This is a genomic window from Dictyobacter halimunensis (genome assembly GCF_036245075.1).
On the sequence record NZ_BSRI01000001.1, the window covers coordinates 2,102,097 to 2,127,035 of the forward strand.

Here is a 24,939-nt window from a genome sequence, read left to right on the forward strand (position 1 = left end):
GATGACCTTGATTTTTCTGGTCGCGCTGGTTCTGCTGGTAGGCGGCGCCGGTTGGGCCTATGCCTTTACCTTAAGCCACCCTTTAGGGAAACTAGATCTTTTTGCCACACCCGATCATGCGGCGACGCAGACGGCAGTGGCCAGGTCACTGCATAATATCAGCGCTACCCAGACGGCGGTGACGCAGCGCGATGTCGCCGGGACCGCGCAGGCCCAGTCCCATCTCAATGCCACGGCGACGGCGGTGACGCAGCAGCATATTGCCGCCACAGCGACGGCGGTCGCTGTCTCTCAGCTATTGCAGGCGGATAAGACCTCATTTCAAAACCTGGATGGCTGCTCGACCATGGGTTTCGGCCTGGCAAGCTGCCCGATTACCTTAACCAACCGTAGCAATAACGATGTGCACTGGGTTGCTACCTCGAATCTTCCGAACTATCTCGGCTCGATTAATTCTGAGAATGGAGATAATAATCAAGGGACTGTGGGGGCCCAGGATTCACAGATGGTGAATGCTAACGTGGCTTTGCGCTGCGGCTTCGGGAACGGCGGTCAGACCAGCCAGCGCGCGCGTTTCACCATTCAGGGCCCACACAATGCTATCACCATCACCATCACCTGGCAGTGCCGATAACATGAATAACTCCTCTATACTCAAGCGGGAAGCAAGGAAGCGCCCGCGGCTTTTGATCTTATCAGCCTTGATCGCGTTCCGCTTTATTATCCGGCACCAGGGTTTTCCATGGTGCGTCGATGTTTCCGGTACTCATCTCTTCTTCGCTGATGGGCTCATATGGATTGGGCATATCAGCTGGCGGTAAGTTCCCGGTAAAGATGGGCTGTTTGTTCTCTTCGATCCTGGCCCGTAGCTGATCGCGACGCATCGGCTGGGTCTCCTGCTTTTCCAGTGCCAGGCGATTATCGACCTCATTCAAGAGGATAACGATTTCAGGCCGTAGTTTGCGGTTGCGTTCAGGGATGCGGCTCCATTGGGCCATGGCGGCTGGATAGTAGCCCGCGCGATAGCAATAGAGCCCGAGCATGGCGCGCGCATCAAAGATCGTCATGCGCTGCCATAGGGCCAGCTCTTCGGCCGGTGTCTCGATTACATCTTCACTGGCTTCGATGCTCTCAACGTGATGATAAAGGTTGATGCCCATGATGCTCAAGGGATAGCCATAGTACAGGGCCAGGCGGCGGTGCCGGTTGCGTCCAGCTATCGATTGTTTGCCGACAAAGTAGCACTTGGACCAGGTGCCGCTGGACCAGATAACCCCCATCAGAACGAAGCCCAGAAAGCGGGCCAGGTAGCGCTGCCAGCTGATGGTATCGACCGAAATCAGCACGCTCAGTCCCGCGAAGATGGCTCCCAGCGTCCATGCACAGTAGACGAGCCGCTTTCTGTCCCATCCTAGCAGATCGAAGTGATGGTGCAGGGGCGCGGCCAGGAATGGCAGCGGAAACTCGGTGTGCGGGACGAATTCCTTTTTATTCTCGAAGCGCAGAATCCTTAAGCGGCGACGGTAGAATGGTGTGAGGACGCGGGTGGAGACGATGACTGAGAGAGCCTCCAGTACGAAGACTCCTCCAATGGTGGTGAGCAGCAGGATTTCGTTGCGCGAGAAGAGGGCGATGATGGCCAGCAGGCCGCCCAGCGCCAGCGCTCCACTATCTCCCATGATGATGCGTGCGCGCCGCTTGACAATGCCGCTACGCCTGGCCGCCCACGACGAGGGCCAGCACCAGGGCAGGAATCCCAGCACCCCTCCTGCGCAGACCAGGGCCAGTAGCTCCAGTACGATACCCTCAGGATGCGTCCCCAGATCACTTAAACGACCGGTAATGGCCAGGGCTAGCGCGATGGCGGCGCTGACCACCAGCCCACCGGAAAGCCCATCAAAGCCATCGCTGAAATCGACCGATACGGCGGTTGCCGTGCCGGTGAAGCCTACCAGCAGGACCAGGAAGATAAACCAGCCAAAGTAGGCCAGCTGTGGGAAAACGACCCGGCAGGGCTGGTCGATTGCGACCGAACTGCTACAGATCAGCCGTCCCAGAATCGGCAAATCTTTCCACAGGCTGTAGGATTCTTGTCCCGCCGAAAACAGGAAGAAGTAGCAAACGGCCGCGGCCACCGAGACCAGGAAGACGCCGGCAAATTTCGCCGATTCGGATAAACCTTGATTACTATAGACTTTACGCCAGTCATCCAGAAAGCCAACCATAGCGTAGCCGATGGTTGCCCCTAAAGCGATCAAGAGAAGGTTCCATTGATTTTGATTTAAATGTAAAATGTAACCGGCGCTGATACCGCTGCCGACAATGGCTATGGTGAAGGCCGGCCCACCGACCAGCGGGAGCTCGACTGTTTTAATGGCGCGTCCACTGCTCGTCGGCATGTCTGTGCGATGCGTGCCCGGCTTATGCTCACCACTGCGAAACGTGGGGAAGAGCTTGCGGGCCAGGCCGCATAAGAGCAGGCTGCCCGCGAAGCAGAGTAGAAAGGCGAGCAATAACCAGCAGATCTGATCAAATTGTATTGAATTCATAATTTAAACAACTCTCAAGATCGATTTATAGGCTTAAAAATATTTTTTCCTAACGACTTGGAACGACTGGTTTTATATGTATGTAACTTTATCTCTTTGATACTAGGAGAAAGGTACGTACTTGCTGGCCATTGATACTGCCTTTTCTCTTACTAACCTGCATGTTTATGCAAGCTGCTTCCTACTCTATAAGTACGCACGAACCCCCCGAAATTACGGCCTGCTTTTGTATGCTGGTGTATGAGATGCTCACAAGTCCTTTTTGTGCTGGTGCATGGGGTGGCGTGCGCGGCCGCGCACGCCACCCCATGCACCAGCACAAAAAACAATTGCGGCCGCGCAGCGGACGCGCGTGCGAGGGCGCTCATGTGCCACCAACATGACGGAAGTCAAACACATTCTTTATACACAATCAGCCCCTGAATCAGGATGTCCCCATCAATAATTTGAGAGCGTTGATTGGCTAATGTAAGGGCGTGCTTCATTGTGGAGAGGCCCATGCCTCCGATGGGGGACGGAGCACCGTGACCACCGATCAGGCGTGGAGCGATAAAAGCGGCCACCTGATCGATCAGGCGTTGATCAAAGGCCCGGCCTAAGAGCTGGCTCCCGCCTTCAATCAGCACATGCATGAGACCCTTTTCCTCCAGCAGCGAACTGAGCGTCTGCATATCGATGAGGCCCTCCTGATTCACTTCGGCGCGCATGACCTCGGCGCCGCTGGCGCGCAGGCGATCGATGTTCTCAGGGGGAGCGCCCTCTCCAACGATGATGCAGGTACCGTTGGCAAGTGCTGGTTGTAGCAGCTTGAGATGCGCCGGAAGATCACCATGAGTGGAAACGACCACCCGCAGTGGTCCACCGGGGCGATTGGTGCGGGGATACCAGTGTTGATGCGGCTCAAGCCGCACGGTTAATTGTGGATCGTCGAGGCGCGCCGTCGCACTACCGATGATAATCGCATCGACCTCCTCGCGGAAGTTATGGACCCAGACGCGGGATGCTTCATTACTGATCCAATACGCGTCGCCGGTATAGGTCGCGATCTTACCGTCAAGGGTCATCGCCCACTTGGCGCTAAAATGGGGGCGATGCCGGGTGATAAAGGTCGAGAACGGGCGTATAATTTCCTGCGCTTCAGCCGATCCGGGACCAACAGTTATCTCTACTCCGGCCTCGCGCAGTTGCGCCACGCCACGTCCAGCGACCAGGGGATTGGGGTCGAGCGTCGCCACTACAACGCGGCGTATGCCGGCCTCCAGAATGGCGCGTGTGCAGGGAGGGGTATGGATCGTTACGCAACATGGCTCAAGCGTCACATACAGATCCGCCCCTCCGGACAGCTCACCAGCCTGCCGGAGCGCGTTCACTTCCGCGTGTGGACCATAGGGCGGATCGGTCGCGCCCACGCCGACTACAGCGCCATCCCGCACGACCACCGCCCCCACGGGGGGACGAGGACTGGTGCGGCCGATAACCGAACGGGCGCGGGCAAGTGCCTGCGCCATAAATTCAGCGTCCCCGGTATTGTTATGTATAGGCAATGGCTCTTGCATTGCTACTGAGAATCATCCTTTCTAGATTTATCCACCTGCAAGAATTATATACCCATAATTTGATAATTTCTTGTTGAAAAAATATGCTCGCGCCCATAGACTGCTCAGGCCCGGAGCAATTCCCTGGCGCTGCTGATTACCTCGTCGCTGCTGATATCTGTAATTAGCGAGGCCAGGTGGCCACAGTGCCCATAGAGTTGGTTGTGATCGCATGTGGGGCAGTGAAGTTGCCATGAGATAAAGGGGAGGTGGCGCTGACGATTGAGTGGTCCGCTGGAGAGCATGTTGACGCACCAGTAGAGGCCAATGGTGGCTGTCCCTACACAACTGGCCAGTTGTTGGATGGCGGCATCATTGGCGATGACGAGGCGACAGCGGGAGAGCAGGCCGCAGAGACCGGCGTATGACAGCTTTCCCGCTACGTTTAGTGCAGGAGCCCTCATTTGCCGCGCGACACCGGTGGCGAGGTCGACTTCCTGCTCGCTGCCCGTGATTGCAATGCGCATTCCTTCACGGGCCAGGGCGTCTCCTACGGCGGCGAAGTGCTGACCGGGCCAGCGACAACGTGGGTCGTCGCTACCCGGATGGAGCACTACCAGGGGGCGTGGATCTGCCGCTACCACTCGCAGTGATTCTTCCAGGTCTTTTGCTATCACGACCAGCTCAGGTTGTGTGCAGGCCTCTTTGGCAACTCCCACCAGAGTGGCGACCTCCTGCCAGCGCAGAATCTCATGCTGAAATGGTGTGTATAGAAGACTGCGATCCAGTTGAGGGCCATCGGATGTGGCGTAGCCGGCGCTAACGCGAGCTTGTAGCCTGAGCAGGAAGGTGCTGACGTCTCGACCACCACGCTGCATCTGTAGGGCCAGGTCGAAGCGCTCCGCCTGCATGCGTGCAAAAAAACATGTCAGCTCGTTCACTTCTTGATCACTAAGATCTGTCTCGTGCGCGCCACAGTAGTCTGGCACAACCACGACCCGGTCGATCGGTGAGGGGCGACCATGCAAAAATGTGGCGTGCCATTCCTGGCCGAGCAGGACGAATTCGGCCCTGGGATAAGTATGGCGTAACGCTTCCAACGCTGGCAGCGTGAAGATGAAGTCTCCTGGTGCACTGGCCTGTAGGATAGCTATTTTCCTGACCCGAGCGAGCTTGCCAGCTATCTTAATTGCCTGGCGTGACCTGTCGTGGTACTTCATGTTCACTGCGTTCCTTTCCTCGCGCCCGGCCCTGTTTGCGAGCACAAAAAACAAACCCCTGGTCTGTCTGGAGCCACTGATCACATTGTGGTAAGCACCTGGAAGTATGCCCGATGGGGATGGCATATCGAGCTAGCGAGCGGCTCAATCCATAAATTGAGCCTTTAGTAATTGTTACGCCTGACAATAGCAAAGGTGGACTCTGCTGTTATCCAATTTCTTGTTTTGCTACGATCCAGCCTATCAGGAGCGGCAGGCCTCGCAGCGCCCAAAGAGGGAGAGGGAATGCCCCTCGATTTCAAAGTTGGTCTGATTACCAATGGCGTTGAGTTGTTCGGGAGGGAGGCAGAGGTCAACTTCGACCACTCGGTGACATTGGGTGCAGGTCAGGTGATGGTGGTGGCTCCCTCCGCAGACCCGGTAGTGATGCGTACCATCGGCGAACTCGATGCGGTCGAGCAACTCTTTGTCGACCAGCTTTTCAATCGAGCGAAAGACGGTGGCGCGACCAATCTTTGGCTCGATGGCACGCAGTTCTTGCCAGAGATCATCGGTGGTGAAGTCGTGTCCCGAGTTGGCTAGTTGGACGAGCCGCTCAGCGATGATCCGGCGTGGACGGGTGTTGCGCTGACTCATCTCGTCAAACGCTGTATAGATTTTATCCGTTATCTCCTTTGACATTGCACTTCTCCGTTTAATATCTGCGCTCTTGTGCTGTTATCTTGCTTCCTCCATACACCATCAGTTTCTAATGATGTTCCCCGTTTGCAACGCCGCAAGTATGTTTGTGGTTATTATAGTTTACCACAACAGCCATAAGCTAACTACTCTTTATCTATTGTGTTGATACTTATTGATAATCTGGCTGCATTCGCTCTTTACAATCGGTACAGCGAACAAATTTTTCCACGCGTTGAGGTGTATGAACAATCCCCAGGCGACTGATGATGATCGAGATAAAGTAGAATGCCGCGGCTATGGCTGAGATATAGAAGCCTACCGGCAACTGCTTGCCGAAGCTACCCGTGAAGGCCAGTATGAGCCCACTCCAGGTACAGGCCAGGCTGAGGATGATGGATAGGATCAGCGAGTGACGCGGCTGATGGGTCAGGCGGAGCGCGGTGGCGGCGGGCGCGATCAGCAGCGCGATGATCAGCAGGACCCCCACAACCAGGATGGAGATGGAGACCGTGACCGAGAGCATGAGCAGGAAGATGATCGAGAGGGTGCGTACCGGCACGCCTCGCGTCTGTGCTACCTCTGGATCGATGGATGCGAAGAGGAGTGGACGATACAGGACCATCAACAAAATTAATAAGCAGATCCCACAGCCCAGCGCTATCAAGACATCCGAGCGTCTGACGCTCAGAATCGAGCCGAAGAGGATGCCCACACCCGAGTTGACGCCCGCGCTGCCGGTCTGGGTGTAGATGCTCAGGAAGAGCACGCCCAGGCCCAGGGCGAACGAGAGCACCATCCCGATCTCAACATCGCGTCCTCGGATACGTTCTCCCAGCGCACCCATGCCGAGTGCGGATAGCATGGAGAAGACGAGCATGCCGATCAGCGAGCTGAAGCCGAAGATGATGGCTCCGGTGGCCCCGGCAAACCCGATATCAGAGAGCGCTTCACTGGCAAACGTCTGTGAGCGCAGCACAACAAAATAGCCGATGCAGGCAGCGATGATCGCTACAATGGTTCCAGCGCCAAATGCGTTCTGGACGATTTCGTAATTAAAAAGTTCTAGCATATTCTGTTTCCGGTGCCTTGATTGATTGATCAACTGGCGGTCGTTCGCGACGACCGCGCTTCCCCAGCCAGCGTGGCGATAAAACGCGCACGGGCAGATAGACAGCAAATGAGATGGTGGCGATAAAGAAACTGGCCGGCCAGAGCCCGTTGGCGACCGACAGGAAGATACCCGCCCACATATAGAGCAGCCCGAGTCCAATCGCGATCATGATGGCTGTGATCGGACGCTGGGCGATGCGGATGGCGGTCGCGGCAGGTCCAACCAGCATGGTAAATATCAGGAGCGCGCCGACGATCTGGATGGCGATCGAGACCGCCATGGCGACCAGGACCAGGAAGAGGACGGCGATGCCGCGAATGGGAACGCCACGGGCCTGCGCCACCATTGGATCAAACGAGCTAAATAAGAGCGGGCGATACAGGGCGATGATGGCGATGATGGTCAGTAGACAGGTGATCATCATGGTCCACACGTCGTTTACACTGATGCCGAGGATGGTGCCAAATAGCACGCTGTAAACTCGTTCAGCATAGCCCGAGTAGAGCGAGAGAAACATCAGCCCCAGCCCGAGGGCGCTGGTCATGATGATGCCAATGGAGATATCCCGCTCGCGTACCTCTTTGCCCAGCAATCCGATGATGATGCCCGCGCCGATGGTAAAGGCGAACAGACCATAGACCGGACTGAGCCCGAGTAAAACCGCTCCGGCGGCGCCCCCGAAGCCAATATTCGGTAGCGCGTGACCGGCGAAGGTCAGGCCGCGCGCGATCAAGAAGTAGCCCGTGATGGCTGCTACGATCGCAATGCATGAGCCGGCAAGCAGAGCGTTGCGCACGAATTCGTATTGTAGGGAGTCCATGATGGAATACAGCATTTATATCTCCGCTCCAACTACAAACACTCGCCCGAGCGCTCTGACTACTTCTACCGGTGATCCATAGAGGCGTGTCAGGGTTTCACTGGTAATAACTTCCTCCGGCGTTCCGATGGTGCAATGCTGGTTCGCCACATAGATAACCTTGTCCACCACATGCAGCAATGGATTGACGTCATGCGCGACTAGCAGGACCGCCACGTTGCGTGCGCGGCAGAGGTTATTGACCAGGGTGACGATCTCCTGTCCGCGCGCGATGTCCAGGTTAGAGAGCGGCTCATCGAGCAGCAACAGACGCGGATTGGTTAGGAGCGCCTGCGCGATCAGGAGCCGCTGCTGCTCGCCGCCCGAGAGCTGTCCCACCGGGGCGTCGGCGAAATGCAGGGCGTCAACCTCTTGCAGCGCCTTTTCGATGGTCGCGGTGCGCTTGCGGCTGGGCCAGCCGGGACCCCAACGATGACCGTCGAGCCCAAAGCCGACGACGTCGCGGGCGCGCAGCGCCAGGTCCGCTTCCAGTACCCGGTGCTGTGGCGCATAGCCGATATCTGTATTTCCCCGGCGCGGCGGCCGTCCCATGATCCGAACCGTGCCCGCTTCCGCCTTGATTAAACCCAGTAGCAGCTTGAGCAGGGTGCTCTTGCCCGCTCCGTTTGGACCCAGGATGGCGACAAACTCGCCCGCATTGATGGACAGGTTGATATTTTCCTGGATCGTACGCTTCCCCAATTGGATGCGCACGTTCTCCAGTGAAATTATCGGGGTTCCCCGTTCCACAATAGTATTATTCACATTCATTTCTACCCATTTTTTCATCATCCATTATTGGCGCTGGCCCAGACTTTGTTCCAGTGTATTTAGCTGTCCTATCATCCAGCTCTGATACGTTTGATTGCCCGGCATTGTTTCGGTTACGGCCATCGTAGGGATGTGCTGTGCCTGCGCCTCACTCTGTAGCCTGCTGGTGATAGTCGATTGGGCCTGTTGGTTATAGATAAGCACTTTGATCTGACGCCTGGTGATCTGATTTTCAGCGGTAATCACCGTATTAGCCGGGGGATCATTGTTCTCGGCCATCGCTTTTTGGAACTCGGTGGGTGTCAGCACGTTGAGACCCATCGGGCCGGTTTGATAGAGAAAGATGGTCTCGGTTAAACCAATTGGCGTCCCAGCGTATTTCGCTTTAATGGTCGCTAGCTTCTGATCGATCTTCATGCTCTCACTTTTGAAGCGTTGAAGATTGGCCTCGTACTCGGCCGCGTGGTGGGCGTCGATCGCCTTTAGATTATCGGCGATGGCGGTGGCAATGGTTCTGGCGTTGGCTGAACTATACCAGATGTGCTCGTTGTCGGGCAGCTTTACCGTGGCCAGGTCAAAGCCTTTGAGTACCCGGCGACTCTCATCTGGTGTGCTGGATATGAGCTTGTCCATCCAATCGTCATACCCACCGCCATTGGCCACGATCAACCTGGCTTTAGCAACAGCTTTTACCTGATTGACATTGCTCTCATACGTATGCGGATCTACATTGGGATCTGATAATATACTTGTTACACTGACATGCTTGCCGCCAATCTGGCTGACGATATCCCCATAAAAATTTTCGGCCGCCACCACAGGAATCGTCCCGTTGCTCGTCTGTCCCCCTGTATTGCCAGTAGCTGGATTGCTGCAGGCGCTCAGCAAAAATAACCCCACCAGCGCCACAATCAAACCCGCAGCCTTGCTACGTTTGATAATCATAAAATAAATGCTCCATCGTGGGCACTATCAATACTATTTACCAGTACCAGGTATCATTATTAATGATACACAATCTCTATATGCTGAGAGGATACCATAAGCGGGGATTTTTTGTCAATGAGATATATTCTCATTAACGTTGCGTAATCTCATATCATCCTCTGTCCATCTCTTCAAAACAGCGTCGCCACACGCTTTATTTCTGTTTTGGCATCATAATTATAATTAAGACATAGTATCATTAGCATCGTTAAATGACATGATGCTTGTCATGATCGTAACGAGCCATTTGCGTAGGTGCCGGGCTTGCCCCGGCTTAAAAGAAAGGATTTAGATATGTCGCTCAATGTACCATCCACACTGCTTGAGCAGGCTGAGGCCGGCGAGATACGGGCCAGCGATTTCCTTCAGTGCATCAAAGAGTCGCTCCCCTATGCCTGGGAACTGGTGGCACAGCTGGCCATGCGTCTGCAGCAGGGAGGAGCCGCTTTCGTCGATAACCAGGTGCCACCACCCAGCGAGCAGGCGCGGGGGCAACTTTTGCGCCTGCTCGCCAGCGACTCTATGCGCAACGCTATAGAGCAGCACTACGGGGTGAAGCTCGCGTTTCAAAACTGCCATCGCGTGGCGCTCTTCCCCCGAGAAGCCCTGGGAGAGGAATACACAGAGTTCATCACGCCGCGCAGCCAGATTCTCAATCAAAGTCCTGAATTGCGCGATTGTTAGTCTCCAGTAATTTAGATCAGGAGCCAGGCGATGGTTGTCTGGTTCCTGATCCACCGGGTTGGTGGCTTGTCCCCTTGTTTTGCTAGGAATTCGTGTAAGAAGGAGAATTGATGTTTTGTTAAATATGGTTGCGCCTGTCGTAGGACCAGAATAGTCGGCATCCGCTGGTGGGCAGGCAGCACTAGCGAGGGGGAAAGGACAACCTGTATGGCTGAGGGAATCTTGTTTGCGAGCACTAATCCGGGCTGTTATGCGCTTGGTTCGGCTGCGGGCCCCGATATTGTGAATGGGCAGGCGCTGGAGATATTCCTGGGTGGACACTGGGTCGTCGGTCGCGTGCGACATAGCCGCAAGCCTGTAGACGTTCCGGACCTGGGTACCCAGCACGCGGGTACATACAATACGGTTGCCGGGGATGAGGATACGGTGACCGAGGCTTCCGAAGAATCGTTTCCCGCCAGCGATGCACCGGCCTGGGCGGGCATGCGGGATAGTTCGTTGCATGCTCAAGACGCGGTTAAAGCTTTAAATGGCCTCTTTTTTGTGTCCGACGAGGATGGTAGTATCTGTGGCCTATGCGTTGGGATGAAGGTGCGCTCAAAGTAGTGATGCATCTTTAAATGAGTTGCCTGGCATCGCGCAGCCACTATGTATGCATGGATTGAGAGACGGCCATGTGATCAAAAAGCGACCTCTGCATTATACATAGCAAAACATGGTAAAATATCGCAGAGGTCGCTTTTTGATCGCGGTATTAAAGGGATTCCTGGAGGGCAGGCGCTTCCAGACGCTCTTCTTCAATGTGCAGACCCAGTCGTGTCAGGCGGCGAATAATTGAGCTGTAGCCGCGCTCGATCATCTGGGCGTTATCGATGATGGTTTCTCCTTCCGCCACCGAGCCAGCGATGATCAGTGCGCTACCGGCGCGCAGGTCATGTGCCCATACGGTGGTACCGGTTAATGGCGTGGGACCCGCGATGACGGCCGAGCCATCTTCGAGCTTGATATTCGCACCCATGTTGTTGAGGTCATTGGCCACGCCGAAGCGCTGGTCAAACAGCGTCTCACGAATGTAGGAGGTTCCTGAGGCCATACAGGCCAGGGCCATAAGCGGCGATTGCAGATCGGTCGGGTAGCCCGGGAACGGCCAGGTAATCACGTTGACGGGACGCAGGGCGCCACGGCGCTGCACCCGAATGACCGGACCATCTTCCTGCAACTCTACCCCCATCTGCTCCAGCTTGGCGCGTACGACCGCAAAGTGGCGCAGGTTGGCTCCGATCAGAGCTACATCACCCTGCGTGGCGGCCGCCAGGATGGCCATGGTTCCGGCATCGATGCGATCGGGCATGATGGTATATTCGACAGCTGAAAGCTCTTTGACCCCTTCAATCTGGATGACGCCCGTGCCAACTCCCGAGATTTTTGCTCCCATCAGATTCAGGAAATTGGCCACGTTGGCGATCTCTGGCTCCAGAGCGGCGTTTTCGATAATGGTCGTTCCCTCTGCCAGACATGCAGCCGTCATCAAGTTCTCTGTACCTGTGTGGCTGGGCGTGTCCAGGTAAAGGTAGGCGCCCTTTGGTTTCTCCATGCGTACAGAAATGGCGCGCTCATCCTCGACCACTTCAGCTCCCAGGCGTACAAAACCACGATAATGGAAATCCAGGCTGCGCTTGCCCAGGTTACAGCCTCCCACCTTCTCGATGCTTACCTGGCCCGTGCGCATCATGACAGGTGGCAGGAACAGGACCGAGCCCCGGATCAGGTTGGTAAGCTCGGGTGAAAGGTTACTGGTGGTGATGTTTGACGCATCAATGACCATCACCTGCTCTTCTTCATGCAATTTTATTTTCGCGCCTAGCGCGCGAGCAATCTCGATGGCTACATATACATCGTTGATCAACGGCACGTTATGTAAGATGGTCTGCCCTCTTTTCGCGAGCAGAGAGGCGGCAATAATTGGTAATGCGGCATTTTTAGCCCCCTGTATAATAACCGTTCCTTCAAGGCGTTGGCCGCCACGCACGTGATAGCGAACTGGTTGGCGTATCGACATAGAATTAGATTCCCCTTTAATGTATGTGCATAATCTATGCGTAATTAGCATATCATATCGTTAGGGGTTCGATAGGAATGCCAGTATAAAGGACTAGTAGGGGTCCCATCTGGCGACAACCTTATGGGTGAACAAGTCGTAAATGAATAGAAAAAGAGAATTTTCTCTGCGTTTTAAAGATATATGCGCAAAAATATGGTCGCTTTTGTGATTAAATAGGTACAAAGTACTGTGACTTTACCTGCTGATGCCTGGAGGCTGTGTCAAAAGCACGGGTTATTGGCGCTATTTATAAGGAGTTGATGAGGATGTTGCTGGCATCGTTGATTTCGCTACAGGCATTGCAAGACGCTTTACACGTGATTGGGTATCCTGCCATTGCTTTATTTATTATGATTGAGTGCATCGGCATCCCGATACCGGGCGAAACTATGCTGCTGCTGGCCTCTTTTTATGCCGCTACCGATAGTCGATTGCAGATTCCAATCGTTATTGCCTGCGCGGCCTTCGGCGCGATTATGGGCGACAATATCGGCTACTATGTTGGCCGCACTGGTGGCCGTACCTTTGTGAGCCGTTTTGGTCGCTACTTTTTTATCAAGCTCAATCACCTGGACTACGCGGAGCGCTTCTTTCAGCGTCATGGGGCCAAGACGGTTTTCTTTGGGCGCTTTATTTCTATCTTGCGTATCTTCTCCGCCTTTCTGGCCGGCGTCAATCGGATGGAGTGGCGTACATTCCTGGTTTATAATGGCCTGGGAGGTGTGATCTGGGCTACCTACGTTGGCTTGCTCGGATACATCGCCGGCCATTATTTTCACGAACATTTTGACCAGGTGGAGTCGATGGCCAGAACGGTAGGCTGGGTGGGCTTTGCTATCGCGATTATCATTACTGTTGCCGCCGTTATCTTCGTTAAGAAGCGCATCGCGCACACCATTGCTTCCTCCGAAGTCGCCGATGAGTCAAAAGAGCACTCCCTCCGCTAGAATCACTTTTTATGGTGGTGTACCAGCGGTGCTCTACGGTTGTATGAGAGTGTCTTACTCCCACGATCATCGCCTGTGGCCTGCATGAGTTTTCACACCAGCGATGCTCAGAAGTCAGTTTTATGGTGATGCATGGGGGCGCAATCGCGCCCCCATCCGCACTAACTTAAGCAGAGAGTAGCCTCTCTGCGCTCTCAAAGCGGGAGAACCCTGCACCCCTTAAGTTGGTGCATGGGGGCGCAATCGCGCCCCCATGCACCAACTTAAAAAACCAGTGCGGCCGCGTAGCGGACGCCTGTGCGGAGGCGCTCACGTATCCCAATAAGGCGAAAGTAAGGTTCATTTTGAATGTAGAGATGTTTTTTTGTTATAATGCAAAAAAAGAATAAAAAAATTGTTAGTGGTTGTTGGATCAGGAGGTTAAGGATGAAAACGCGTATTATCACTATTGTGTTGCTATGTGCGGTTATGCTGGTGGCTGGTGTGCTATGGACCAGTTGTGCCCTCTCGAAACCGGGTGAGACGGTGCCGCAGGCCGTAATCGCCCAGACGAGACTTCCGCATCCAGATCACGTGGTGGTTGTTATTGAAGAAAATCATAGCTATTCGGATATCATTGGTTCTTCCGAGGCTCCTTATATTAATTCCCTGGCCCGCAGTGGGGCCGTCTTTACCAACTTCCATGCTGAAACCCATCCGAGCCAGCCGAATTACCTGGCGCTGTACTCGGGTTCAACGCAGGACGTGAGCAGTGATGCCTGCCCCAATACATTTTCGGGACCCAACCTGGGCCGCGCGCTGCTCAGCGCTCATCTCAGTTTTGCGGGCTATTCGGAGGATATGCCCTCGGTGGGCTATACGGGGTGCGCCGCCCCCAGTTACAACAATGCCCTGTACGCGCGCAAGCACAATCCCTGGACCAACTTTACCAATGTCCCCACCGGCAGCAATCTGCCGTACACCCGGTTTCCCACCGACTACAGCAAGCTTCCTACCGTTTCCTTTGTTATTCCCAACCAGATCCATGATATGCATTCCGCCTCGGTTGCGGATGGCGACATATGGCTCAAAAATAATCTGGATCCCTATGCCCGCTGGGCCAACACCCATAATAGCCTGCTGATTGTCACCTGGGATGAAGATGATGGCTCCGATGTCAATCAGATCCCGACCATCGTTAGTGGCTCAATGGTCAAAACTGGCCGCTACTCTGAAAATGTGAATCACTACCACCTGCTGCGCACGCTGGAAGATATGTACAAACTCCCCGCCATCAACCAGAGCGCCACCGTTCCCTCCATCACCGACATCTGGCGCTAGTGTCTTGTTAGATTCAATTAAATACGGGGAAAGATCGTCCGACGCTGCCGGACGATCTTTCCCCGTATTTAATTTTTTTTCTTAATTCTTTATGAGATTTTGAGACAAAAAGGCACGGTTTTCAAGTAAACTAGAGGGAGGTGAGGCAATATATATAAAAATAAGGGGTGGTGTATGAATAAAAGCGCATTTCTTTCCGGCGTGGAAAAAACCATTTTAGAATTGAAACATACGACTGACTCTATACGGGAGACAGCCGTCTATTACAGCATGGCATTGGATGCCGATCAAATTGTAGAGCCGCTCATCGCCGCCTTTGCCGCTGAAGGCAACGCAACCATTCGGGCAACGATGGCGAGAGCCCTGGGAATTCTGAAAGACAGACGAGCTATCGAACCTTTGCTGCTGGCTGTAACGACCGACAGAAGCCCTGTCGTACGTCATGAAGCAGCCAATGCTCTTGGAGAACTAGACGGTAGGGAGGAGGTGGTTGAGCCGCTCATTGCTGTCCTTTCAGCTCCAAATGAACACAAAGGTAATAAGATGGATGTAAACGTTGTCTCGAGTATTGTGTTCGCATTGCGGAAGTTGAACGATGCGCGCGCGGTTGAGCCATTGATCGATGCGCTTGAGCGAAAGGACGAGCAGACGCGTGCCGTGATCGCGCTCTCCCTGGGCAGCTTTGGTGATATTCGCGCGGTTGAACCCTTGCTCAACCTTCTGTATGATGATGAGCCCTTGATCCGCCGCGCCGCTGCCTGTGCCCTGGGCGACCTGAGTGATCAGCGCGCTGTCCTCCCCTTGATTGACGCGCTTACTGATCCAGACTTCGAGACGCGCAGCGGCGCGATCAAATCCCTGGGGCTACTCGGCGATCGGCGCGCTATTGAGCCCTTATGTTCGCTGTTGCAACAGGACCGCATACCTTATCGGCGCGTCTTTATTATTGGGGCCCTGGATCGTCTGGGCGCTACGCAGGCGGTGAGGCCGCTGATCGCTCTGCTGCAGAATTCGTTGGAAGAAGAAGAGGTGCGCGCGGCCTCTATCGAAACCCTCGGCCATTTAGGTGATAAAAGCGCTACCCCTTTCCTGCTCAACTTTGTTACAGATTTTGTGGCGGGCGATGCCAATGAGCTCCGCTGGCGCGCCGTCGTCGCTTTAGGACAACTTGGCGATACCCGTGCCATCGACAGGCTTAGCAGATATCGCACTGATCCGGAGCCTGTTATGCGCATGGCTGTCATCTCCGCCTTACGTCAGTTGAAAACGGCTCAAACCGCCGAATTGCTTCCCGATCACCCATAACACAAAAAACTGAGCCAGAACTGGTGACTATCTCTTTCTGTAAACCGTCTATGGATGTGAGCGATATAAAAAGCTCTCTAAATTTTTATTTTTTTTGTATAGAAATGTCTGCGCGATGAGCATAGTTAAAGCCTGGCGTCGCGCCATTCTTTAAATCGCCTAAAAGTGGAATTGGAAGATAGCTCTGAGGATATAGACCATTAAGGTGCAATGGATGCCCCTTCTTCTGCAGTGAATTGCTCGTACTTATCCCTTCTCTCCATCTCCTACTTGTCTGAAGCAGCAAAAGAGAGATATGAAAAATACCACTGTATCTACGTGGCGACAGCCGTTTGTGCGCGATCGCTTTACCGTGCTGGCTTATGCCTTGCTGGCAAGTTTCTGCTATTTACAGGCCTCGCCTGGCTCGCTGGTCCCATTTTTGCATGCGGAGATGCACCTCAACTATACCATTGATAGCCTGCATATGAGTGGTATCGCGCTTGGCATGATCGTGGCCGGTCTGCTGGCGGACCGCGTTTCCGGCCGCTGGGGCCGTCGATTAACGCTTTGGGGTGGTGCCTCTGGCCTACTGGTTGGTGCCTTGTTGCTCATGTTCAGTCACCATCCCGCGATCAGTATTTTCGGTATGTTTGTGATTGGTCTGCTGGGCACCTTTTTGATGGTGACGGTCCAGGCCTCCTTGTCCGATCACCATGCTGAGCATCGGGCGACAGCGATTACCGAGGCCAATATGATCGCCAGCCTGGGGGCGGGTCTGGCCCCGATCTGCCTGGGCGGCATGGTACTACTGGGTGCTGGCTGGCGCGGTATGCTCTTTGTGCCGATGGTGATCGTACTGCTGCTGGCTCTCTGCTTTTTCAAGGTTTCGGTGCCGGAGGCGCGGGCGTTCGCGCGTAAGCAAGAGGCCGGTGGACGTGTGAAGGCGCCGGGCGCTTTCTGGCTCTACTGGCTGGCGATGGTGATGGGTGTGGCCGCCGAGTGGAGCGTCTCTTTCTGGGGCTCCGGCTACCTGACCAACGTGGTCGGCATCGAGCGTACCAGTGCCGCGACCCTCATGAGCCTGTTCTTCCTGGCCGCCGTGATCGGTCGCTTTATCGGGAGCCATCTGACCCGGCGCATCGCCGTCGAAAGGTTGCTGCTGCCTGTGCTGATCGTGGCGATACTGGGCTTTACCCTGTTCTGGCTTGGCCCATCGGTTCCATTGCATGTGGTTGGATTGTTCGTGGCTGGCCTGGGCATCTGCAATCTCTTCCCTTTTACCTTCTCCGCCTCGGCCAATCGCATTCCACAGTACGCGGACCTGGCCAGTGCTCGTTCCGCCCTTGGTGGCGGATTGGCCATATTCTGTGCTCCTCTAGTGCTGGGACGCCTGGGGGACATGGTGGGTCTGCGCAGCGCTTATAGCGTGATCTTAGGCCTGTTTGTGCTGATGGGTGTATTCATGGTGCTGGCCGCTCGCGCCACTGTGGATCGGTCCACCACACAGACCGTGATCGCCGAAGATATGCTGGCAAGTGATACGCTCACAGAGGATTCCACCAACCTCATTGTAGATCCTGTATAATTCATCAATTTATAAAGCATTGGCGCGAACATAACACACGATATTATGTTCGCGCCAATGCTTTATAAGCTGCGTCTCATCTCTATAAATTCTCGCTCGCCATAACGTTCGCTTTTCTGTATATAGCTTCCACTTCGCTTGAAGCCGACCTTCTCGTATAGGCGAATGGCCCGCTGATTAAAGGGCAGTACAAAGAGGCGTACCTGCTCCGGGGCAAAGCGTTCTCTGGCGAATTCCAATATGGCCGTCACGAATGCCGTCCCCAATCCCTGACCGGTCAAATCTGGTCGCATCCCCAGACCAATGGCGATCGTCTTCTGATCCTCGTCGTAAATGGCTGGGGTAGTGCTCGACCAGACCAGGGCAGAGGTGCCAAAGCTGGCAAAGCCGATCAATTGCTCTTCTTCATCCCTGACCGTGTAGTGTGGGCTGCGCGGGTCCAGCATTTCAGCCAGAGCATCATCGACATCAGCATCCACCATATTATAGATGTCATATGGTTCTTCATAACGCCATTGAGCTATGAGACGCACATCCTGTTCAGTCATGGGTACGAATTTAAAGGTCATCTCCACTTACTTTCTAACAATCATTTCTATCTTGAATATCTTCAATAGTATGCTAAAATTCGCAGCCTTTTTCAAGAAAAGTTTTTTGAGGATGCTGCTGCTATGCTCCTGCGGTTCTACCTCTCTGTCGTTGATGGCGGTAAGAAGTAAATGTGTAAAGCTCTGGTCTGGTCAATCTCCTGCTTGACTTTTTGAATCAACATATGGTATTGTTGCATCTGTAATTACTACATGTTGTGCACTATCGCAATAAAATACAGAAAAGCTCATAGGGCCAGGCTGTCGTGGTCTGGGTACAATGGGGAAAGTCCGGTGTGATTCCGGCGCTGTCGCGCAACGGTAAGGCGGAGGATATGTGATCCGCTAAGCCCGAATGCCCACCTGTGATGCTATGGATTGATCCCTTCGCGTGAAAGGGTAAGACCAGCAGGGGCCTGTGTCTGCTTTGTTTGCATACCTGTCAGACAGTTTTCGCCTTGTTGCCTGTCGGCCTGTTCTCGCGTGGGAACAGGTTTTTTGTTGTCTGTGGAGGTATGTGTTATGATTCCAAGCCGGTTTTCCGAGTCATTCTCGGCGCCGAATATGCCATCGATTACTCTTGATGTGCCCATGCTTATCACCGAGGCATGTCGCGACCTCGCTCCCGATGTGGATGAGGTACGACTGCTTGCCAGTGTGCAGGCTACCATCTATCCAGGAGCATCGCAAGACGAGGTGTGGCAGGCGCTGGTAATGTCAGCGCGGGCCTGTATCGAGTTGGAGCCCGCCTATACGTTTGTGGCGGCCCGTTTTTTGCTGCTTTCCCTTTACAATACGCTCCAGCCTGAGGAATCCCCTCAATTGGGACTGAGTGATGCCTCTGCGTTCTATGCCGATTATTTTGGAACCTATGTGCGACGAGGCATTGAAACACATCTGCTCGATCCTCGCCTGGCTGAATTTGACTTGCCCAGGCTTGCGGGTGCGATCAGACCTGAGCGCGATCTATTCTTTGCTTATCCTGGACTGCAAACGTTGTATGATCGCTATCTATTGCAGTACGAAGGCCGACGCTTTGAGCTTCCTCAATTGCTCTGGATGCGTGTGGCGATGGGCCTGGCCCTGCGCGAAGAGCACAAGGAGGCGCGGGCGATCGAGTTTTATGAGCTGATCTCGCAGTTTCATTTTACGCCCGCTACGCCTACACTCTTTAATGCTGGTACCTCTCATCCTCAACTGTCATCCTGCTATCTGACCACTGTGCAGGATGACCTGCGGTATATCTTCAAGAGTATTCAGGATAATGCTTTGCTTTCCAAATGGGCAGGTGGACTGGGAAATGATTGGACAAATGTACGGGCATCAGGTTCTCATATCAAAGGTACCAATGGCACCAGTCAGGGAATTATACCGTTTCTCAAGGTGGCGAACGATACTGCGGTCGCTGTCAATCAGGGCGGTAAGCGTAAGGGGGCCGTCTGCGCGTATCTGGAGAACTGGCACCTGGATATCGAGGATTTTCTGGATCTGCGCCGTAATACCGGTGATGAACGGCGGCGCGCCCACGATATGAATACCGCCTGCTGGATCTCTGATGAGTTTATGCGCCGTGTACAACAGGGTGATAATTGGACCCTGTTTAGCCCTGATGAGGTGTCTGACCTGCACAATCTCTATGGAGAGGCGTTCGCCCGGCGCTATCGGGAGTATGAACAGCTGGCGGATGAGGGCGGCGTGAGGCAGTTCAGACGCCTGCCGGCACTGGATCTGTGGCGTAAGATGTTGACCCGGCTGTTTGAGACAGGTCATCCGTGGTTGACGTGGAAGGACGCGGCCAATGTGCGCTCGACCCAGGATCATGCAGGGGTGATTCATAGCAGCAATCTTTGTACCGAGATCTTGCTTAATACTTCAGCAGAAGAGACGGCTGTCTGCAACCTTGGTTCGCTCAATCTGGCGGCCCACCTTGTCGGTAATCAATTGGATCTGCCCCGACTGCGTTCAACTATCTCGACTGCGGTGCGTATGCTGGATAATGTAATTGATATCAACTATTATCCTACGCCGGAGGCGCGCCAGGCCAATCTGCGCCATCGTCCGATTGGCCTGGGGTTGATGGGCTTTCAGGATGCTCTCTATCGTCTGGGTATGAGCTATGCCAGCCACGAGGCGGTCGAGTTCGCCGATCATAGTATGGAGGCTATCTCCTACTATGCCATTCTGGCCTCTACGGAACTGGCGGCCGAGCGTGGGTGCTATGCCAGTTATCAGGGCTCTAAATGGCAGCGTGGCCTGCTGCCATTGGATAGCATTGCCCTGCTTGAGCAGGAGCGTGGCGAGCCGCTTGAGATGGATCGTAGTACGCGTCTGGATTGGTGGGTTGTGCGCACTGCCATCCAGCGGTATGGCATGCGCAATAGCAACGTGCTGGCTATCGCTCCCACTGCTACCATCTCTACCATTGTCGGCATTAGTCAATCAATCGAGCCAGAATACAAAAATTTGTACGTCAAGAGCAATCTCTCTGGTGAATTTACCACTATTAATACGTTCCTGGTCAATGATCTGAAGCAGGCGGGTCTGTGGAACGCTGATCTGCTGGAGATGCTGAAGTATTACGATGGCTCGCTGGCGGCGATGACGCCGTTGCCTGTGGAGCTCAAACTGCGCTACCAGACCGCGTTCGAGATCGATGCTTCCTGGCTGATTGAGTGCTCCAGCCGCCGGCAAAAATGGATCGATATGGGGCAGTCGCTGAATCTCTATCTGGTCGAGCCGGGCGGCAAGAAACTACACGATATCTATACCCTGGCCTGGCGCAAAGGGTTAAAGACCACTTACTATTTGCGTACGGTGGCGGCGACCCAGATTGAAAAATCAACTATTGATGTCAATCGCTGGGGCATTCAACCACGCTGGATGAAGAACAGCAGCCCCTCTAGCACCATTCAGGTAACTCGCGAATCCGCGGCTAAACCGTTTGCCTGCTCACTCGATGATCAGTGCGAGGCGTGCCAGTAATTTGGCAATCAGAAATGAGGTTAAAGTATGAGCATTTCGTTTGAAGATGAATCAGCCGTGGAGCAGAAGCGATTATTGAATGGTCGCCAGGTGACCGTGAATCAACTGTTGCCGCTGAAGTATCACTGGGCCTGGGAGCACTATCTGAATGGTTGCGCCAATCATTGGATGCCCAATGAGGTTCCCATGAATAAGGATATTGAGATCTGGCGTGGCGCGTCCCTTAGCGAGGCTGAGCGCCTGGTTATTATACGCAACCTTGGCTTTTTTGCGACCGCTGAAAGCCTGGTGGGCAATAACCTGGTACTGGCAATCTTTAAGCATGTGACCAATGCCGAGTGTCGACAATACCTGCTGCGCCAGGCCTTTGAAGAGGCGGTCCATTCGCATGCTTTTCTGTATATAGTTGAAAGTCTGGGGCTCGATGAGCGCGAAATCTTTACCATGTATCACACTATCCCTGCGATCGCGCGTAAAGATGGTTTCGAGATGAAGTTGACCTCGGCGCTGCTGGACCCCAGTTTTTCAACGGAGACACTAGAGGGGGCACAGACCTTTCTGCAGAATCTGATCGGTTACTATGTCATTATGGAGGGCATCTTTTTCTATAGCGGCTTCGCTATGATCCTTTCGTTTCATCGCCGTAATAAAATGACCGGTATTGGCGAGCAGTTCCAGTATATCTTGCGTGATGAGACTATTCATCTGAACTTCGGCATTGATTTGATCAATGGTATCAAAGCTGAGCAGCCGGAGATCTGGACCCCTGTGTTCCAGCGGCATATCCTGACCTTGATTCAAGAAGCAGTGGAACTGGAGATCGCTTACGCGCAGGATTGTTTGCCGCAGGGTATCCTGGGACTGCAGCCGGACGCGTTCCGCCACTATGTACAGCATATCGCCGATCGTCGCCTGGAGCGTATTGGTCTGCCAGTGCACTATCATTCACCCCATCCTTTTCCCTGGATGAGTGAGACCATTGATTTGAGCAAAGAAAAGAACTTCTTTGAAACCCGGGTGACTGAATATCAGTCCGGGGCCACATTGCGCTGGGACTAGGTTATATTGCGCATACCAGCGAGGTCCTCCCCATCATGGGAGGACCTCGCTCTTTGCTTAATCTCCGCGCATAGCGTGATCGATGGTAGAAGGGGTGGAGGGCAGGAAATGATCCCAGGCGCTGGTCTGCCAGTCGTCAACGCGCTCACCCCTTTGGATCCAGTCGGGTAGTGGTATCAGTAGATGTTCGGAGAGGGAGACGAGGAACGGTTCATAGGTGCTGCGAATCTCCGCCAGTCGTCGCTCTGCTGTCTCCTCATTCGTGAAGACCAGCCCCGCTTCGGCTAGCTGCTCGCGCAGTGCAATGAAGTCTTCTGACGATAGCCTTTTGCCGTCACGGGTTGGTGGTGTGCCATAGGTCTGCGCCAGGTCGACCGCGGCATGGCGCGCGATGGCAAAGGTAAATTTCATCGGTTTGACCGGCAACTGCTCAATGCCGACCAGGGCCAGGGCGCCGGCATCCAGTACGGTTGTGAGGGCGGCTAACCAGGACTGGCGTTCATGCTGCGAACGGTAGTAGGTCAGGACCGGGTATGAAATATGGCTTTCGAGCAGCTCGGCGCACCATTTTTCCCAATCGCGCATAAACTGGAGGAGCTCGTCTGGAAAGTGACTGTGAGAGTGCCTCCTGAGCAGCTCCAGCGCCGTTGGAGGGGAGCCCGCTCGCGCGTCTAGCAGGGTGATATTTGTTTCGCGGCGCGAAAAAGCCTGATAGATAACGGGAAGATAGCCGATAATCAAGGCCAGAAAGGCCAGTCCAAATCCTGCTTCTATGGCGACCAGCCCTCTACCCATGCTGGAAAGGGGGATGACATCTCCCAATCCGAGCGTCACAAAGGTGGTGCCGCTCATGTAGACATAGGTTGCGAAGGAAATGGATGTATCGGGTGAGTGGAGCGGCGAGGCCAGGCCCCATTGTAGCAAAGCAAAGCTAAAGACGAAGCCAGAGGCCCATACCGCCAGCAGGAGCAGCAGGGAGAGCGGGCCGTAATAACTTAAATATTGGCCGCGTCGGCCATTGGGACGCATTTTGCGCGCCAGGGCCGACCATAGCTGCCATGTAGCGCTGTAAAAGAGCCGGGCCAGACGAAACTTTCGTGCTACTCGCCTCGGCAGAACCACGGTCTCAAAGCCATCTTGCGCAATCACCACAATAAGTAGTATGCCGATAATGATTGCAATAATCCGCATAAGTTGTCCTCATCTTAAAACTCGGTTTTGTGGAGACCCCTGACTTCAGTCATGGGGAGGAAACAAAGCCGCCCCATACGCATTAAGTTAAGACCCAGTCGAGTCCTTCAAGGAGGATCTGAGCCAGACAGGGTTCAGCTACTCGACGATGGACCCGACAGCCCGATTGCATCATGGCACGCCCTTTGCGGATCACCTGATGCAAGTGACGAGTGCCAGAGAGCACCTCCAAGAGATCTAAAGCGAGAGCGCGAACGACGGCAGCAGCTTTGAACAAACTGCGCCAGGGATCGTGCCAGCAGCCAAACAAGAGGAGCCAATGTTGAATGACTACGGCAATCAATTTCGCGTACAGTTCGCACAACGCCTGCCAGGGCAGAGCCGAGCGCCAGGTGTCAAGGTGACCATGACTCTTCCAGAGTTTGAAAAGCAACTCGATCAGCCAGCGTTGGCGCAGCAAGATGAGCGCCTGCTCGGCAGAGATCTGCCTGGCCGAAGTATTGGTGACAATCAAGGTCCACTCGGCCAGCTTCCACTGCACCTCGCTCACGATTTTCCCTTTGTCGGTAGCCTCCTTCTTCAGGTGCTCACGCCGCTGCTCGGCGACCTCGGGTGGCACGCGCATCATGATCAAGCGCACCGGCAGAGGTTCCTGTTTGCCCAGCGACACGTACAGAATCTTGATCTGTCCACACGTTCGAGGCAAAGCGGTTTCCAGATCGATACGGTGGCCTTGCCGATCATAGAACACGGTGTTGGCCTTTGGATGCAGGCAAAAGCGCACACCCTGCTCGGACAACTCGCGCAAGCGAGCGAGACTCCAATATCCGCGGTCGGCCACATACAAACTTCCAGCCGACACGATCTGCTCTCTCAGTGGCCCATGCAGTTCATGCACGCGCCCAGCCGACAGATACGGACCAAGGAGCCAGCCATGTTTGAGGTCCAAGCGCACATGCAACTTGAGAGCAGAAGCCGTATGTGCCGTCGTAGTCGCACTGCCTCCCCCGCATCCGGGCCACAGATCCGCCAGTTCTTCCGGCAGGACGATGGTCGAGGCATCTTCCAGAATCACGTGCTTAAAGCGCTTGAACATGGCCACGGGGACCGCTTTGACCGTGACCACCTGCTGCACCAACTCCCAGAGGACTGCTTGCAGAAAGGTCGCTGCTGCTTGGGTGCACCGTTGGTGCAGGCCCGATGCACTGATCTGTACCCCGCAAATGTGCGCACCTTGCGTCAATTGTTCCAAGCTCGCTTCCGGCTGATGCAGATGGCCCAATGCCATCACCTGCACAAACGTGGCTCCTGTCAGTTTGCGCTCGCGTTTGACAAAGCCAGTTTCTTTGGCCAGCACGTTCGCTCGCTCATTCAAGATCTGGTTCAACATGGCTTCACACTGTGTTACACTCGTCGTCATAGGGCTCCTCGGCTGATGAAATGTTTGATTTCTTCATCTTCCGCTCAGGAGCTTTCTTTTGTC

Annotated in this window: 21 protein-coding genes and 1 riboswitch; of the genes, 9 read left to right on the forward strand and 12 right to left on the reverse strand. The window is 54.3% G+C overall.

Features of this window, described 5'->3' with window-relative positions:
- Position 1: 1 nt before the first annotated feature.
- Positions 2 to 634: a hypothetical protein gene (locus tag AABA21_RS08375; protein WP_338248779.1), complete on the forward strand. Its 633-nt coding sequence runs from the start codon at positions 2 to 4 to the stop codon at positions 632 to 634.
- Positions 635 to 695: 61 nt separating this feature from the next.
- Here AABA21_RS08375 and AABA21_RS08380 read toward each other — a convergent pair whose 3' ends face one another.
- From AABA21_RS08380 to AABA21_RS08415, 8 genes are all read right to left on the reverse strand, one after another.
- Positions 696 to 2,549 (reverse strand): MraY family glycosyltransferase, encoded by a 1,854-nt coding sequence (locus AABA21_RS08380; protein ID WP_338248725.1) that lies wholly within the window; start codon positions 2,547 to 2,549, stop codon positions 696 to 698.
- A 389-nt stretch (positions 2,550 to 2,938) separates the two neighbouring features.
- Positions 2,939 to 4,105 (reverse strand): bifunctional diaminohydroxyphosphoribosylaminopyrimidine deaminase/5-amino-6-(5-phosphoribosylamino)uracil reductase RibD, encoded by a 1,167-nt coding sequence (gene ribD, locus AABA21_RS08385; RefSeq protein ID WP_338248727.1) that lies wholly within the window; start codon positions 4,103 to 4,105, stop codon positions 2,939 to 2,941.
- A 104-nt stretch (positions 4,106 to 4,209) separates the two neighbouring features.
- Entirely contained in the window at positions 4,210 to 5,304 is a 1,095-nt protein-coding gene (locus AABA21_RS08390) for a glycosyltransferase family 9 protein (RefSeq protein ID WP_338248729.1), read from the reverse strand.
- A gap of 243 nt (positions 5,305 to 5,547) precedes the next feature.
- A complete protein-coding gene (locus tag AABA21_RS08395) occupies positions 5,548 to 5,985 on the reverse strand; it encodes a Fur family transcriptional regulator (RefSeq protein WP_338248731.1) in 438 nt (145 codons plus the stop codon).
- Between the two features lie 169 nt (positions 5,986 to 6,154).
- Positions 6,155 to 7,054: a metal ABC transporter permease gene (locus AABA21_RS08400; protein WP_338248733.1), complete on the reverse strand. Its 900-nt coding sequence runs from the start codon at positions 7,052 to 7,054 to the stop codon at positions 6,155 to 6,157.
- Entirely contained in the window at positions 7,038 to 7,931 is an 894-nt protein-coding gene (locus AABA21_RS08405) for a metal ABC transporter permease (RefSeq protein ID WP_338248735.1), read from the reverse strand. The genes AABA21_RS08400 and AABA21_RS08405 overlap by 17 nt, the downstream gene beginning before the upstream one ends.
- The gene (locus AABA21_RS08410) at positions 7,932 to 8,720 is read right to left on the reverse strand and encodes a metal ABC transporter ATP-binding protein (protein ID WP_338248737.1); all 789 of its coding nucleotides are present in this window, start codon (positions 8,718 to 8,720) and stop codon (positions 7,932 to 7,934) included.
- A 30-nt stretch (positions 8,721 to 8,750) separates the two neighbouring features.
- Positions 8,751 to 9,671, reverse strand: a complete 921-nt coding sequence (locus AABA21_RS08415; protein WP_338248739.1) for a metal ABC transporter solute-binding protein, Zn/Mn family — start codon at positions 9,669 to 9,671, stop codon at positions 8,751 to 8,753.
- A gap of 336 nt (positions 9,672 to 10,007) precedes the next feature.
- Between AABA21_RS08415 and AABA21_RS08420 the strand changes: the two genes are divergently transcribed.
- Positions 10,008 to 10,397, forward strand: coding sequence for an SCO5389 family protein (locus tag AABA21_RS08420; RefSeq protein WP_338248741.1), 390 nt, complete (start codon positions 10,008 to 10,010; stop codon positions 10,395 to 10,397).
- Positions 10,398 to 10,604: 207 nt separating this feature from the next.
- The gene (locus tag AABA21_RS08425) at positions 10,605 to 11,003 is read left to right on the forward strand and encodes a hypothetical protein (RefSeq protein WP_338248743.1); all 399 of its coding nucleotides are present in this window, start codon (positions 10,605 to 10,607) and stop codon (positions 11,001 to 11,003) included.
- A gap of 148 nt (positions 11,004 to 11,151) precedes the next feature.
- Here the strand turns inward: AABA21_RS08425 and murA are convergent, their stop codons facing one another.
- Positions 11,152 to 12,450, reverse strand: coding sequence for a UDP-N-acetylglucosamine 1-carboxyvinyltransferase (gene murA / locus AABA21_RS08430; protein WP_420917139.1), 1,299 nt, complete (start codon positions 12,448 to 12,450; stop codon positions 11,152 to 11,154).
- Between the two features lie 314 nt (positions 12,451 to 12,764).
- On the opposite strand from murA, the gene AABA21_RS08435 reads away from it, so the two are divergent.
- From AABA21_RS08435 to AABA21_RS08450, 4 genes are all read left to right on the forward strand, one after another.
- Positions 12,765 to 13,445: a DedA family protein gene (locus tag AABA21_RS08435; RefSeq protein WP_338248748.1), complete on the forward strand. Its 681-nt coding sequence runs from the start codon at positions 12,765 to 12,767 to the stop codon at positions 13,443 to 13,445.
- A 426-nt stretch (positions 13,446 to 13,871) separates the two neighbouring features.
- Positions 13,872 to 14,765 (forward strand): alkaline phosphatase family protein, encoded by an 894-nt coding sequence (locus AABA21_RS08440; protein WP_338248781.1) that lies wholly within the window; start codon positions 13,872 to 13,874, stop codon positions 14,763 to 14,765.
- Positions 14,766 to 14,939: 174 nt separating this feature from the next.
- On the forward strand, positions 14,940 to 16,070 hold the full coding sequence (locus tag AABA21_RS08445) for a HEAT repeat domain-containing protein (protein ID WP_338248752.1): 1,131 nt from the start codon (positions 14,940 to 14,942) through the stop codon (positions 16,068 to 16,070).
- Positions 16,071 to 16,365: 295 nt separating this feature from the next.
- Positions 16,366 to 17,637, forward strand: coding sequence for an MFS transporter (locus AABA21_RS08450; RefSeq protein ID WP_338248754.1), 1,272 nt, complete (start codon positions 16,366 to 16,368; stop codon positions 17,635 to 17,637).
- 62 nt (positions 17,638 to 17,699) lie between these two features.
- Here the strand turns inward: AABA21_RS08450 and AABA21_RS08455 are convergent, their stop codons facing one another.
- The gene (locus AABA21_RS08455; RefSeq protein WP_338248757.1) at positions 17,700 to 18,206 is read right to left on the reverse strand and encodes a GNAT family N-acetyltransferase; all 507 of its coding nucleotides are present in this window, start codon (positions 18,204 to 18,206) and stop codon (positions 17,700 to 17,702) included.
- A 253-nt stretch (positions 18,207 to 18,459) separates the two neighbouring features.
- A riboswitch (cobalamin riboswitch) is annotated at positions 18,460 to 18,605 on the forward strand.
- Positions 18,606 to 18,746: 141 nt separating this feature from the next.
- Here AABA21_RS08455 and AABA21_RS08460 point away from each other — a divergent pair.
- Positions 18,747 to 21,206: a ribonucleoside-diphosphate reductase subunit alpha gene (locus AABA21_RS08460; protein ID WP_338248759.1), complete on the forward strand. Its 2,460-nt coding sequence runs from the start codon at positions 18,747 to 18,749 to the stop codon at positions 21,204 to 21,206.
- Positions 21,207 to 21,233: 27 nt separating this feature from the next.
- Positions 21,234 to 22,265 carry a ribonucleotide-diphosphate reductase subunit beta gene (locus tag AABA21_RS08465; protein WP_338248761.1) on the forward strand — a complete coding sequence of 344 codons (1,032 nt, stop codon included), beginning with the start codon at positions 21,234 to 21,236 and terminating at the stop codon, positions 22,263 to 22,265.
- 57 nt (positions 22,266 to 22,322) lie between these two features.
- Here the strand turns inward: AABA21_RS08465 and AABA21_RS08470 are convergent, their stop codons facing one another.
- Together AABA21_RS08470 and AABA21_RS08475 are read right to left on the reverse strand one after the other, a co-directional pair.
- Positions 22,323 to 23,456 (reverse strand): potassium channel family protein, encoded by a 1,134-nt coding sequence (locus AABA21_RS08470; RefSeq protein WP_338248763.1) that lies wholly within the window; start codon positions 23,454 to 23,456, stop codon positions 22,323 to 22,325.
- Between the two features lie 82 nt (positions 23,457 to 23,538).
- On the reverse strand, positions 23,539 to 24,876 hold the full coding sequence (locus AABA21_RS08475; protein WP_338248766.1) for an IS4 family transposase: 1,338 nt from the start codon (positions 24,874 to 24,876) through the stop codon (positions 23,539 to 23,541).
- Positions 24,877 to 24,939: the final 63 nt, after the last annotated feature.